Origin of the sequence: Leucobacter allii (genome assembly GCF_022919155.1) — a bacterium.
Taxonomy (GTDB): Bacteria; Actinomycetota; Actinomycetes; order Actinomycetales; family Microbacteriaceae; genus Leucobacter; species Leucobacter allii.
This window is the reverse complement of sequence record NZ_CP095045.1, coordinates 2,099,092-2,111,098: the sequence shown is the minus strand read 5'-3', so window position 1 is coordinate 2,111,098 and position 12,007 is coordinate 2,099,092. Positions and strand designations below refer to the sequence as shown.

Here is a 12,007-nt window from a genome sequence, read left to right as displayed (position 1 = left end):
GATGTGGTTTTATTCTACATACGTTGACCAAAACTGGAAGCGCGGCCCGGCACGCGGCGCTCCGAGATCGATCCGGAGGAGCCCATGCGGTGGAGTGAACAGGACGCGCCCAGCGAGCGCGGCGAGGGGGACGAGGGGGGCGCCGCCGCCGACCTCGTGCTGCGGGGCGGCGTCGTGCGCGCCCTCGACGCCGCGGGGAGCCGCGCCGAGGCGCTCGCCGTCCGAGGCGGCCGCATCGCGGCCGTCGGCGACGACGCGACGGTCTCCGCCCTGATCGGCGCGGGGACGCGGGTCGTGGAGCTCGCCGGCCGCGCGGTGCTCCCCGGCATCAACGACTCGCATCTGCACGCGAGCTGGCTCGGCGCCCGCTGGCCCCGCACGGTGTTCGGCGAAGCCGATCCCGGGGCTGCGCCGCAGGATCCCCTCGTCTCGAACCGCGCCAAGCGCCGCGAGGCGATCCTCCGTGCGGGGCGGCTGCTCGCGCAGCTCGGCATCACGAGCTACACGGAGCCCGGGATCGGGCCGGGGGAGGACGACGGCGACACGGGCTGCTTCCACAGCGAGGCGATCGGGATCTACCGGGAGCTCGCGGATCGCGGCGAGCTGCTGCAGCGCGTCACGCTGCTCGAACTGCACGGGATCCTCGACGGGCCGAGCGACGTGGAGACCGTGCTCGCCGGGATCCGCTCGCGGGCGGCCGCCGCCCCCGAGGCGGACCCCGCCTGGTTCGCGATACCCGGCGTCAAGATCTTCGGCGATCTCATCCCGCTCACCCGGCAGGCGTGGACGGCCCGGAGCTACGACGACGGCGGCCATGGCGATCTCCTCGTGCGCGGCGACACCCTCGAGCAGCGGGCGGAGCGGCTCGCCGAGATGCTGCGCGCCGCGCACGCCGCGGGGCTGCAGGTCGGCCTGCACGCGACGGGGGACCGCACCATCGGGCTCGCGCTCGACGCCTTCGCCGCGGCCGCGGCCGAGCCGGGGGCGCCGTCCGTGCGCGAGCTCGGGCACGTCTTGATCCACGGGGATCTCGCCACGCCGGAGCAGCTGCGCCGCATGGGGGACCTCGGCGTGTGGCTCAACGCCCAGCCGGGCATCGCTGCGCGGACGGGCGAGTGGCTCGCGAGCCGGATGGGGGAGGCGGTCGCCGCCGAGGCCTGGGACTACGGCGCGGCGCTCGACGCCGGGGTGCTGGTGCTCTCCTCGGACGCGCCCGTGCTCGACTTCGACTGGCGGCGCGGCGTCGCCGACGCGGACGCGCGGGTGCTCGCGAGCGGCGGGGCGGACGCGGGAGATGCCGATGCGCGGCTGCTCGCGCTGCTGCGGGCCTACACCGCGGTGCCGGCGGAGCAGGATCGGGCGGCCGCGTGGAAGGGGACGATCGAGCCGGGGAAGGTGGCCGACCTCGTCGTCCTCGGTCGCGATCCCTTCGCGGTCGGCGCCGCCGGTCTTCCGGAGGTGCCGGTCGAGCTCACGGTGCTCGACGGGCGCGTGGTGTTCGAGCGCGCGGGCTGAGCGGCCCGTCCGGCCCGGGCGCGCGGACGCCCGGGCCGGAATCGGCTCAGGTGAGCAGCTGGCCGCCGTCGACCGGCAGGCTCACGCCCGTGATGTGCGCGGCGCCCGGGCCGGCGAGGAAGGCGACGGCGAGCGCGATGTCCTCGACGCGGGCGAGATCCCCGAGCGGGATCCGGGCGGCCCATCCGACGCGCGCCGGCGAGCCCTCGGGCATCTCGGCCGCGAGCATCGGGGTGAGCACGGGCCCCGGGGCGACCGCGTTCACCCGGATCCCGTGCGCCGCGAGCTCGATCGCCGCCCAGCGGGTGATCGAGTCGACCGCGGCCTTGCTCGACTCGTAGGCGCCCATGCCCGGGGTGGGCTGCCGGCCGCCGATGGAGGAGATGTTGACGATCGCGCCGCCGCCGCCCGCGGTGATCCGGTGCCGGGCGAACGCCTGGATCATGGTGAAGGTGCCGACGGCGTTCACCTCCAGGATCGATCGGTAGGCGTCTGGCGCGAGCTCCGTGACGGCGCCGTGCACCGAGAGGATGCCCGCGTTGTTCACGAGCACATCGACGCCCCCCTCGGGGTCGAGCGCGGCGAAGGCCCGTGCGGCGGCCGCGGCGTCGGAGATGTCGAGGACGAGGGGCCGCGCGCGGTCGTCGCCGTGCGCGGCCCCGGAGGCGGCGCGGAGCGCGGCGCCGCGTTCGGCAGTGCGCCCGGCGCTGCGCTCCGCGGCCGCCTCGGCGTTGAGTTCGGCGGCGGCCTCGGCGACGGCGGAGGCGTCGCGATCGGCGAGGATCACCCGCAGGCCGGCCGCGAGGAGGGCGCGGGCGATGCCGCGGCCGATGCCGCCGGCGCCCCCGGTGACGAGCGCCGTTCGGGTGGGGGATGCGGTCATGCGGACTCCTTCGTCGGGGCGGCGGGCGCCGCCATGGCGGACGGGGCTGGAACGCCCCGCGTTTATATTATACGATTGTAGAAAATAAATCAGCGCGGATCGCATCCGAATCCGCCGGGAACGAGGAGGCCGATGTTGGCGAGCGAGGAAGCGGGAAGCGCTGGTGCGGGACTCGGGAGTGCGGTGCCCCGACGGCGGCTCGGGCCGGGCGGGCCCGAGGTTCCGGTCTTCGCCCTCGGATCCTGGAACATCTGGGACCGGATGGGCGCCGAGGAGCGACGGGCGCTCATGCGGCGCGCCGTGGATGTCGAGGCCGCGTTCTTCGACGTGGCCTTCTACAACATGGGTCCGCACGCGGAGGCCTCGCGCACGGATCTACTCTTCGGCGAGACGATCCGCGAGCTCGGCCTGGCGCGGAGCGACTACCGGCTCTGCGGCAAGCTCTGGATGTGGGAGTACCCGGAGACGGGCTTCGCGGGGCAGATGGACGAGTCCCTCGCCCGGATCGGCGCCGCCGGGGCCGATCCCGAGCGCTTCGACACGGTCGTCGTCGGCGACTTCGCAGGGGAGCCGGACATCGCGCAGGTCGTGCGCGATGTCCAGGCCGAGATCGACCGCGGCAGCTTCGCCAGCTGGGGCGTGAACAACTGGCCGGCGAGGTCGATGCAGCGAGCGCTCGACGTCGCCGCGGCCGAGGGGCTCACCGCCCCGGCGTTCGCGCAGCTCAAGTACGGTCTCGTGCGCCGCAGCATGGCGGAGGGTGACTTCTACGGGCGCTGGTTCTCGGAAGGCGCGCTCGCCCTGCAGGCCTCAGACGTCTTCGAGGGCGGGATCCTCGTCGGGAAGACGGCGCCCGCGCGCAAGATCGGCGCCGACGTCGGCGGCATCCGCGAACGCATCGTCGAGGCCTATCCGCGAGTCGCGGAGATCGCGGCCTCCTTCGGGGCGAGCCCGGCGCAGCTCGGGATCGCGTTCTGCCTCGCCCTCCCCGCCACCGCGAACGTGCTCTTCGGCGCCTCGAGCGTGCGGCAGCTCGACGACAACCTCGGCGCCCTCGCCCTGCTCGAGCGGGAGGGCGCCGAGCGGATCCGCGAGGCGACGGCGGAGCTCTGGATCGATCGCGAGGTCCGGGCCGACGGAGTCTGGGATCCGGCCGCGTGAGCCGCCGGACGACCGCGCCCTCCCGTCCTGCGCCTCGCCGCGGTCGGCGCGGCGGATCGCCTGGATCGGCCCCGGAGTCGGCTCAGTCCGCGAGGAAGCCGATCGCCGCCGCGCGGAACTCGGGGCCGTCGAGTGCGGCGCGGTGGTCGCCCGGGACGCGCTCGAGGTGCACGGCGGGGAGCGCCGCGGCCAGCTCCTCGACGCTCGTGGTGAGCGCGTCCTCGAGGCCTGCGACGAGCAGCGTCGGGACGGCGGGCCCGCCCGCGCCGGGCGCGAAGGGTTCGGCGGCGAGACCCGCGATCACGCGGGCGAGGGACGCGGTGTCCCGGCCCGGGGCCTGGATCATCCTGGCCATCATGCCGGTGAGCGGATGCGCGGGAGCGCGGCCCGCGAGCGTCGCCGCGAGGTCCGCCGGGTCGATCGCGGCGAACGGCTCGGCCGGGCTGATGCCGCCGAGCACGAGCCGGCGCACCCTCGGCGAGGCGGCGGGCAGCTCCCAGGCGAGGCGCGCGCCGAGGGAGTATCCGATCACGTCGATGGGCGCCGCGCCGACGGCGTCGCTGTCGCCGGGCGTCGCGGGGGACACCGCCTCGACGGCGGCGAGGATCGCCGCGATCACGGCGGACGTCGTGGCCTCGCCGGCCGAGGCCACCGCGGGGCTGTCCCCGTGCCCCGGGAGATCGATCGCGATGGTCGGGCGGCCCGCGGCGGCGAGGCTCTCCACCCAGCCGGTCGTGAGGAAGTCCTCGTCCGCGCTCGAGGCGAAGCCGTGGAGCAGGAGCACCGGCGCGAGGGCGGAGTCCGCGGCCGGGAAGTGATGCGCTGCGAGTGCCATGGGGAGCCTTTCCTACGGTCGGGCGCGTCGGGCGGAGCCGCGCGCGGGTTTTTCTATGGTAGTAGAAAAAAAGATGCGGCGGCGGTCGATTTTGTGATTCTACAGTTGTAGACTTTACGTCGGGTCACCACCCAGGACATCGCCGTCCCGCTCGCCGGGCGGCCCACACGACGAAGGACGAGTACATGAACGCCACCCCCGATCGCATCCTCGACATCGCCACCGGCTTCATGGGCGCCAAGCAGCTCGACAACGCCGCCCGCATCGGCCTGTTCGCAGCGCTCGCGGGCGGCCCGCGAGACGCGGCCGGCCTCGCGGAGGCCACCCGGCACCCCGAGCGGCAGGTCCGGATCCTCGCCGATGCGATGAACGCGCTCGGGCTGCTCGAGCGCAGCGCGGGCAGCTACGCGCTCGCGCCCGACGCCGAGAAGTACCTCTCGGGCCGCGGCGACATCGATCTCACCCCCTTCCTCGCCTTCCTCGGCGACATCAGCTACCGGCAGTGGCTCGGCTACGACCGCACCGTCGACACCGATCACCCCGGCGCGCTCGAACTCGACGAGGCCGGGTGGAGCGACTTCATGGCCGGCGTGATGACCTACAACGCCCTGCACGCCGAGCAGTACGGGGAGGCCTTCGACTTCGCGGACTTCCGCAATGCGCTCGACTTCGGCGGTCTCGCCGCGGGCTTCTCCGTCGTCGCGATGGCGCAGAACCCCGAGCTCGCCACGCGCTACGTCTACGCTCCCGGCTTCACCGACGGCATCGCGGAGGCGGCCGACGCCGCCGGCTGCGCCTCGCGCGTGGTCATCGAAGAGGCGCCCACGGAGACCGCCCAGCCCGGCGGCGAGCACGACCTCGTGCTGCTGACCCACGTGCTGCACCGCTTCACCCCCGAGCAGAACGTCGCGATCCTCCGGGCCGCGCGCGCCGCCGCCGTACCCGGCGCGACACTCCACCTGCTCGACTTCTTCCTCGATCGGGATCCCGTGCAGCGCGGCATCGATGCCCTGCACGCGGGCGAGTACTTCAACATCGACGGCACCCTCGTCTACCCGATCGACGAGGTGGAGGGGTGGCTTTCCGAGGCGGGCTGGAGCGTCGACCGGCTCGTGGCGCTGCCCGGCAGCCCGCGCGTACTCGTCGCCACGGCCGCCTGATCCCGTCCGCCATGCCGACGATCACGAGCGTCACGGGAGCCGTGCCGGTCTCCGGCATCGACCTCGTGCTCGCCGCGGAGACGCTCCTGCGCACGCCCGCCGAGCGCCGGGGCAACGCGGGGCTCGCGGCGAGCAGCGCGGACTTCGCCCGCGCCCCGGTCGCGCAGCCGCTGCTCGGGAGACTGCTCATGGGCGAGGCGAACCTCGACGATCGGACGCTCGACGCGGCGGACGCGGCCGGCGCCCTGCGCGCGCTCGCAGCGGAGGCCGGGCCCGGGCGGGCCGCCGTCATCGCGCTGCCCGAACCGGGCGGCGCGGCCGACCCTGCCGTGCTCGCCCGCCTCTCGCGCGACACGGGCGCGATGATCGTGCGCGGGGCGATCGGCAGCCACGCGCCCGCGGACGCCGTCGCCGAGGGGACGGTGCTCGCCGATCGACTCCGTGCCGAACTCGAGCCGGACGCAGCGCCGGCGGGCCTCGTCGGTCCGTTCCCGCTGCGCGACCGCGACGACCGGCTCCGTGCCGCGGCCGGGGTCGCGGCCGAAGCGGGCGCGCCGCTCGTGCTCGCCGTCGACGCGGGGACGCCGGAGCCCGCGGCGCTCCCGGTCCTGCGGCGCGCCCTCGGGATCGCGGAGTCCGCGGGCCTCCCGCGCGACCGGGTGATCCTCACGGGAACGGCCGCCGCGATCGCCGCGCGGCGGTCCTGCGGCGGCCCCGGTGTCGGGGTCGACGACGGTCGCCTCGACGCGCTGCTCGACTCGGGCGCGACGCTCTGCTTCGACGATCTCGGGCGGATCCCGACGGTGCGCACCGTGGTGTCCGATCACGACGTCGCCGTCGCGGTACTCCGGGCCGCCGCTGCCGGCGCGGGGGAGCGCATCCTGCTGAGCTCCGGGATCCGCGCCAAGCACCGCCTCACCGCCTTCGGCGGCAACGGACTCGAGTTCGTGCCGCAGCAGTTCCTGCCCTACCTCGCCGTGCTCGGCGCCGATACGGCACTCCTGCGCGCGGTCGGCGGCGGGAACGCGCTGCGCATCCTCGCGCGGGAGGAGCCCGCCGCGGCCCGCGCCGCCGCCGTCCCGTCCGGAACCGGAGATCCCCGATGCTGACCCCCGACGGCGCGGAGCGCCGCACCCTCGACGACCTCGAGATCCCGAATCTCGCGGGCCTCGTGCAGACCGTGCTCGGCCCCGTGCCGCCGGCAGAACTCGGCGCCACGCTCATGCACGAGCACCTCTTCCTCGATCTGCGTCGTCCCGCGCACACTCCGAACCCGAGGCCGGGCGAGTGGGACGCCGCCGCTCAGGAACCGCTCGCGCTCGCGAACCTCGCCGCCGTCCGCCGGGGGCGGCCGAACGCCGACAACGACCTGCTGGGCGACTTCGCCACGGCGCTCGACGAGGTCGGCGATTTCGCGCGACAGGGCGGCGGCGCGATGGTCGAGGTGACCGCGTGCGGCATCGGCCGCGATCCCGGCGCCCTCGCGCGGCTCAGCCGCGCCTCGGGACTCCACATCGTGATGGGCGCGGGCTGGTACCAGCGGGAGCTGCATCCGGCCGGCTTCGCCGCGCGCTCCTTCGAGGAGCTCGTCGCCGGCATCGTCCACGACGTCGTGCGCGGAGCGCCCGCGCCCCTGGGGGCGCCGATCCGCTCCGGGATCATCGGCGAGGTCGGCGCCGAGGGCGATCCGGTCCATCCGGAGGAGATGCGCAGCGTGCGCGCGGCCGGCCGTGCCGCGGCTCTCACGGGCGCGCCGATCATGCTGCATCACGGCGGCGCGGGCGAGGCGAAGCTGCGAGTGCTCGACGCGCTCGAGGCGGAGGGGGCGGACCCCGGCGCGGTCGTCTTCGGGCACACGGGATCGATCGCGGAGGAGCCGGCGCTCGCGCGGCGGCTCCTCGAGCGCGGCGCGGTGCTCGAGGCGGATTTCCTCGGCGCCACCGGGAGCCCCTGGGGCACGCTCTTCCCGTTCACCGATCGGAGCGTGGCGCGCGGCTTCGCCGAACTCGTCGCCGAGGGCTGGGGTGCGCAGCTCGTGCTCGGCGGCGACGTCTGCCAGCGCGTGCAGCTGCGGCGCTACGGCGGGCACGGCTACGGCTACGTCGTCGAGCACTTCCTGCCGGTGCTCGCGGAGTTCGGCGTGGACGAGGCGACGATCCGGCGGATGCTGGTGGACACCCCGGCGCGGATCCTGGCCTTCCGGGAGCCCGGGTTCGGGTGAGGGGCGCTACGGGCAGTCGCGCCGCCCGAGCCGGGCGATGTAGTCGCTGACCTGGGCCTCGAGCAGCGCGGCGTCGAAGCGCGCCGGGCTCACCACGCGCGTCACGGTCGCACCGAGGTTCATCGTGATGATCTCGTTCGCGAGCTGCAGATCGGGAGCGGGGGTGACGATGTCGCCGTCCTCGCGGCCCTCGCGCAGATACTGGAGGTAACTGGTCGTCCACTCGGCGAGATGCTCGTCGTAGTCGTGGTCGAGTTCGCTGCTGAAGACGCAGCGCTCCCAGAAGGAGAGCAGGACGCGGGCCGCGGTCGCGTCCTCCTGTTCGACGGGCAGCGTGAATCGGATGGACATCTCGAGCGCCTCGAGCCCGCGCTTGCCGGCGACGTGCGCGGCGAGCCGGTCGCCCAGGCCGCGCAGCGAGTGCTCGTACGCGCCCTTGATGATCGCGTCCTTGCCGGGGAAGTAGTGCTTCAGCGCGCCGTTGGCGAAGCCGGCGCGGGCGGCGATCTCGCGCATCGTCGCCGCCTCGATGCCGCCCTCCACGATGAGCTGCCAGGTGACGTCGATGATGTCCTGGCGTCGCTGATCGTGGTCGATGATCTTCGGCATGGGTGACCTCCGGCGGCGGCGATGGTTCTCGGTCAAGTGTAGACGGAAGCAGGCGAGCGGACGCGGAGGAGCCGCGGCGGGTTGACCGGGACGGAACGCCGATTGCGTCTGCGCGCACGTCCGTGCGGGCCGTCTCGACGACGCCCGGACGGAGATGATGTGCTGGAGGGCGGAAGCGGCGACGGCGCCGCCGAGAGGAGAGACCATGGCGGATTCGCAGACCGTGCCCGGGGCGGCGACGGGGACGACGACGGTGCCGGATCCCGCGGCGGAATCCGCGCCCGGGGCGGGCGGACCGGCGCCGCGGAGCGTCGTCGTGGTCGGCGCGGGGTCGGCGGGGTCCGTCGTCGCGCGCAGACTCGCGGACGCGGGAGTGGCGGTGACCGTGCTCGAGGCGGGCGGCGAGGACACGAATCCCGCCATCCACGACCCGATGCGCATGGGGGAGCTGTGGCACAGCGCGGACGACTGGGACTACTTCACGGAGCCGCAGCCCGGGGCGAACGGACATCGCCTGCACCTGCCGCGCGGCAGGGTGCTCGGCGGCTCGCACGCGCTGAACGCTATGATCTGGGTGCGCTGCTCGCCGCTCGACTTCGACCACTGGGCCTCCCTCGGCAACGACGGCTGGTCCTGGGACGAGGTGCTGCCGGTCTACCGCGCGATCGAGCGCTTCCACGGCGCGGGCGACGGCACCCCCGGGCTGCGCGGGGAGGACGGGCTCCTCGACGTCACCGACGAGGTCGAGCTCGCACCGATCCAGCAGTCCATCATCGACGCCGCCGTGCAGGAGGGTCTCCCGCACAACCCTGACTACAACGGGGCGGAGCTCGCGGGCGTCTCGCAGCAGCAGGTGACCGTGCGGGACGGCCGCCGGCTGAACACCTACATGGCGTATCTGAAGCCGGTGCGGGATCGCGTCACCGTCGAGCTCGGCTGCCGCGTGCAGGAGCTGATCTTCGCCGAGGGCGAAGCGGCGGAGACGGCGCGGCCGCGGGTCATCGGGGTGCGCGTGCTGCAGCACGGCCGGACGCGCGAGATCCTCGCCGACGAGGTGGTGCTCGCCGCGGGCGCGATCGACTCGCCTCGCGTGCTCCTGCGCTCCGGCATCGGCCCCGCCGAGGAGCTCGCGGACGTCGGGATCGCCGGGGTCGTCGATCTCCCCGGCGTCGGCAAGAATCTGCACGACCATCTGCTCTCGCCCGTCATCTTCGAGACGGAGCGTCCCGTCGGCGAGCCCGTGCCGGGCCGCTCGGTGACGCAGACGCACCTGTTCTGGAAGAGTCGGGAGGAGCTCGACCGACCCGACACGCAGCCGATCAACTTCTCGGTGCCGATGTACGGCGACTTCCTCGAGCCGCGCTCGGCTGACGGCTTCACCTTCATGGCCGGTCTCGTCACCCCGCGGGCGCGCGGCTCGATCACCCTCTCCGGCCCGGACCCGGAGGATCCGCTGCGCATCGACCTGGACGCGCTCGGCCACGAGGACGATGTCGCCTCGCTCGTCGCCTCGGTGCGGCAGTGCCGGAGCATCGGCCGCCGTCCGGCGCTCTCGGCCGCTCCCGAGGACGGCGGCTGGGGCGCGCGCGAGGTCTACCCGGGGCCGGAGGTGGGCGACGGCGAGGACCTCGTGGACTACGTGCGGGAGACGGTGGCGACCTACCATCACCAGGTCGGCACCTGCAAGATGGGCATCGACGAGCTCGCCGTGGTCTCACCGCGCCTGGCCGTGCACGGGGTCGACGGCCTGCGCGTCGTCGACGCCTCGATCATGCCGCGCGTGACGACGGGCAATACGAACGCCCCCGCGGTGCTCATCGGGGAGCTCGGCGCCCGCTTCATCCTCGCCGGCGAGCGGTAGCATCCCGGGCCGGAGCGCCGAAGCCCGGCGCTCCGGCCCGGGTCAGTCGATCGCGCCGGCGGTCCGGAAGCCGGCGTTCCCCATGGCGGAGTCGGGGGTGTTCCGGGAGCGCGCGGAGTTGCGGTAGCGGTTGCAGTAGGACGGGTGGCAGAGGTAGCTTCCGCCGCGCAGCACGCGCTCCGAACCGGCTCCGGGACCGCCGGGGTCGCGGACGGTGCCGAGGGCGGCGTCGCGCGCATAGCCGTGCGCGTCGAAACGATCCGCGCACCATTCCCACACGTTGCCGATCGGCTGCCAGAGCCCGAAGCCGTTGGGGGCGTAGCTGCGCACGGGCGCGGTGCCGATCCAGCCGTCGCCCGCGGTGTTGTGCACGGGGAAGTCGCCCTGCCAGACGTTGGCGCGCCACACTCCGTCGCTGCCATCGATCGGCTCGTCGCCCCAGGGGTGCCGCGCGCCGACGAGGCCGCCGCGCGCGGCGTACTCCCATTCCGCCTCGGTCGGCAGGCGCCGCCCGGCCCACGCGCAGTATGCGGCGGCGTCGTGCCAGCTCACCTGCACGACCGGGTGGTCGGCGAGACCGGCGATGCGGGAGGCCCGCCCGCCCGGGTGCCGCCAGTCCGCCCCCCGCACCCCGATCCACCACGGCGTACCGGGGATCGGGCCGGTGATATCGGCGGTCGGCGCGTCGACCAGCAGGTGGAAGACGGCCGAGGCGCCCAGCCGCTCGGCCTCCGTGAGGTACCCCGTATCGTCGACGAAGCGCGCGAACTGCGCGTTGGTGACCGCGGTGGCGTCGATCGCGAAAGGCGAGAGCTCGACCCGGTGGAGCGGCGATTCGCCGTCCGCGGGGAGCCCGTCCCCGGAGGCGTCGCCCATCGTGAAGACGCCGCCGGGGATCGGGCACTGCGCGATCCGGTGCCGCTGCGCCCCGGGCAGCGACCCCGCGCTCGGCGCGCCCGCAGCGATGCCGGCGTGCGGCGCGGCCGGGCGCGCGGGGCCGCAGCAGCCGCTCATGCGCGCTCCGTGCCGAGGCCGGAGATGAGCGCCTCGATGCTCGCATCGAGGCTCCGAGCGGCCGCGGCCTCCGGCACCAGCACCGCGATCATCTGCCAGCCGGCGTTGTGCGCGGAGACGCGGTTGACCGCCTCCTCGACGTCGACCCCCGGGTGCAGCTCGCCGTCCTCGCGGGCCTCCTCGACGAAGCGGCGGATGAGGGCCCGACGCCGCGTGATGTTCTCGTGGTGGATCTCCCACAGCTCCGGATCCTGCGACGCGCGGTCCCAGAAGGTGAGCACCACGCGCGCCCGCAGGGACTCCGCGGTGTCGTAGGGGAGGAGCTGGCGCGACATCGTGCGCAGGGCGGCGAGGCCGCGCACGCCCGCCACGAGCTCGAGGGTGCGCTGGTGGGAATGCTGGAAGACCTGGAGGAACGCGGCCGTGAGCAGGCTCTGCTTGTCGGGGAAGTAGCGGGCGATCGCACCGTGCGCGTAGCCGGCCTCCGCCGCGATCTCGCGCATCGTGACGCGGTCGAATCCGTCGCGGATGATGATCTGCGTCACGGCCTCGACGATGTGCGCACGGCGCTCCTCGTGGTCCACGATCTTGGGCATGCTGCCCCCTTCCTCTCCCACGATCCTAGGGATCCGGGCGCGTCGATTCCACGGAGCGCGCCCGTTTCGTCACCAAATGGTGACGAAACGTTACCTCCCCGTGATCTTTTGCGGACAAATGGAGATTATCCTTGTGTCACCAGGTGGTGACT

General features: G+C 74.1%; 11 protein-coding genes. 6 read left to right on the top strand and 5 right to left on the bottom strand.

What is annotated here, in order from left to right; translation table 11 throughout:
• The first annotated feature begins 84 nt into the window (after positions 1-84).
• Positions 85-1,515 carry an amidohydrolase gene (locus MUN78_RS09760; RefSeq protein WP_244726108.1) on the top strand — a complete coding sequence of 477 codons (1,431 nt, stop codon included), beginning with the start codon at positions 85-87 and terminating at the stop codon, positions 1,513-1,515.
• A 46-nt stretch (positions 1,516-1,561) separates the two neighbouring features.
• On the opposite strand, the gene MUN78_RS09755 is transcribed toward MUN78_RS09760, so the two are convergent.
• The gene (locus tag MUN78_RS09755; RefSeq protein WP_244726107.1) at positions 1,562-2,398 is read right to left on the bottom strand and encodes an SDR family NAD(P)-dependent oxidoreductase; all 837 of its coding nucleotides are present in this window, start codon (positions 2,396-2,398) and stop codon (positions 1,562-1,564) included.
• Between the two features lie 132 nt (positions 2,399-2,530).
• Here MUN78_RS09755 and MUN78_RS09750 point away from each other — a divergent pair, with 132 nt between their 5' ends.
• Positions 2,531-3,559, top strand: coding sequence for an aldo/keto reductase (locus tag MUN78_RS09750; RefSeq protein ID WP_244726106.1), 1,029 nt, complete (start codon positions 2,531-2,533; stop codon positions 3,557-3,559).
• Between the two features lie 82 nt (positions 3,560-3,641).
• Here MUN78_RS09750 and MUN78_RS09745 read toward each other — a convergent pair whose 3' ends face one another.
• Positions 3,642-4,394, bottom strand: a complete 753-nt coding sequence (locus tag MUN78_RS09745) for an alpha/beta fold hydrolase (protein ID WP_244726105.1) — start codon at positions 4,392-4,394, stop codon at positions 3,642-3,644.
• Positions 4,395-4,579: 185 nt separating this feature from the next.
• Here MUN78_RS09745 and MUN78_RS09740 point away from each other — a divergent pair, with 185 nt between their 5' ends.
• Genes MUN78_RS09740 through MUN78_RS09730 form a run of 3 tightly spaced genes read left to right on the top strand, consistent with a single transcriptional unit; the run spans position 4,580 to position 7,775 of the window.
• The gene (locus MUN78_RS09740; protein WP_244726103.1) at positions 4,580-5,554 is read left to right on the top strand and encodes a methyltransferase family protein; all 975 of its coding nucleotides are present in this window, start codon (positions 4,580-4,582) and stop codon (positions 5,552-5,554) included.
• Between the two features lie 11 nt (positions 5,555-5,565).
• A complete protein-coding gene (locus MUN78_RS09735; protein WP_244726101.1) occupies positions 5,566-6,663 on the top strand; it encodes an amidohydrolase family protein in 1,098 nt (365 codons plus the stop codon).
• Complete coding sequence (locus tag MUN78_RS09730) at positions 6,657-7,775, top strand: phosphotriesterase family protein (RefSeq protein ID WP_244726099.1); 1,119 nt, start codon at positions 6,657-6,659, stop codon at positions 7,773-7,775. Before MUN78_RS09735 ends, MUN78_RS09730 begins: the two co-directional genes overlap by 7 nt.
• Before the next feature lie 6 nt (positions 7,776-7,781).
• Here MUN78_RS09730 and MUN78_RS09725 read toward each other — a convergent pair whose 3' ends face one another.
• Positions 7,782-8,384, bottom strand: coding sequence for a TetR/AcrR family transcriptional regulator (locus MUN78_RS09725; RefSeq protein WP_244726097.1), 603 nt, complete (start codon positions 8,382-8,384; stop codon positions 7,782-7,784).
• 205 nt (positions 8,385-8,589) lie between these two features.
• Between MUN78_RS09725 and MUN78_RS09720 the strand changes: the two genes are divergently transcribed.
• On the top strand, positions 8,590-10,245 hold the full coding sequence (locus MUN78_RS09720; RefSeq protein ID WP_244726095.1) for a GMC family oxidoreductase: 1,656 nt from the start codon (positions 8,590-8,592) through the stop codon (positions 10,243-10,245).
• 42 nt (positions 10,246-10,287) lie between these two features.
• Here MUN78_RS09720 and MUN78_RS09715 read toward each other — a convergent pair whose 3' ends face one another.
• Together MUN78_RS09715 and MUN78_RS09710 are read right to left on the bottom strand one after the other, a co-directional pair.
• Positions 10,288-11,259 (bottom strand): formylglycine-generating enzyme family protein, encoded by a 972-nt coding sequence (locus MUN78_RS09715; protein ID WP_244726093.1) that lies wholly within the window; start codon positions 11,257-11,259, stop codon positions 10,288-10,290.
• A complete protein-coding gene (locus tag MUN78_RS09710) occupies positions 11,256-11,855 on the bottom strand; it encodes a TetR/AcrR family transcriptional regulator (RefSeq protein ID WP_244726091.1) in 600 nt (199 codons plus the stop codon). Before MUN78_RS09710 ends, MUN78_RS09715 begins: the two co-directional genes overlap by 4 nt.
• Positions 11,856-12,007: the final 152 nt, after the last annotated feature.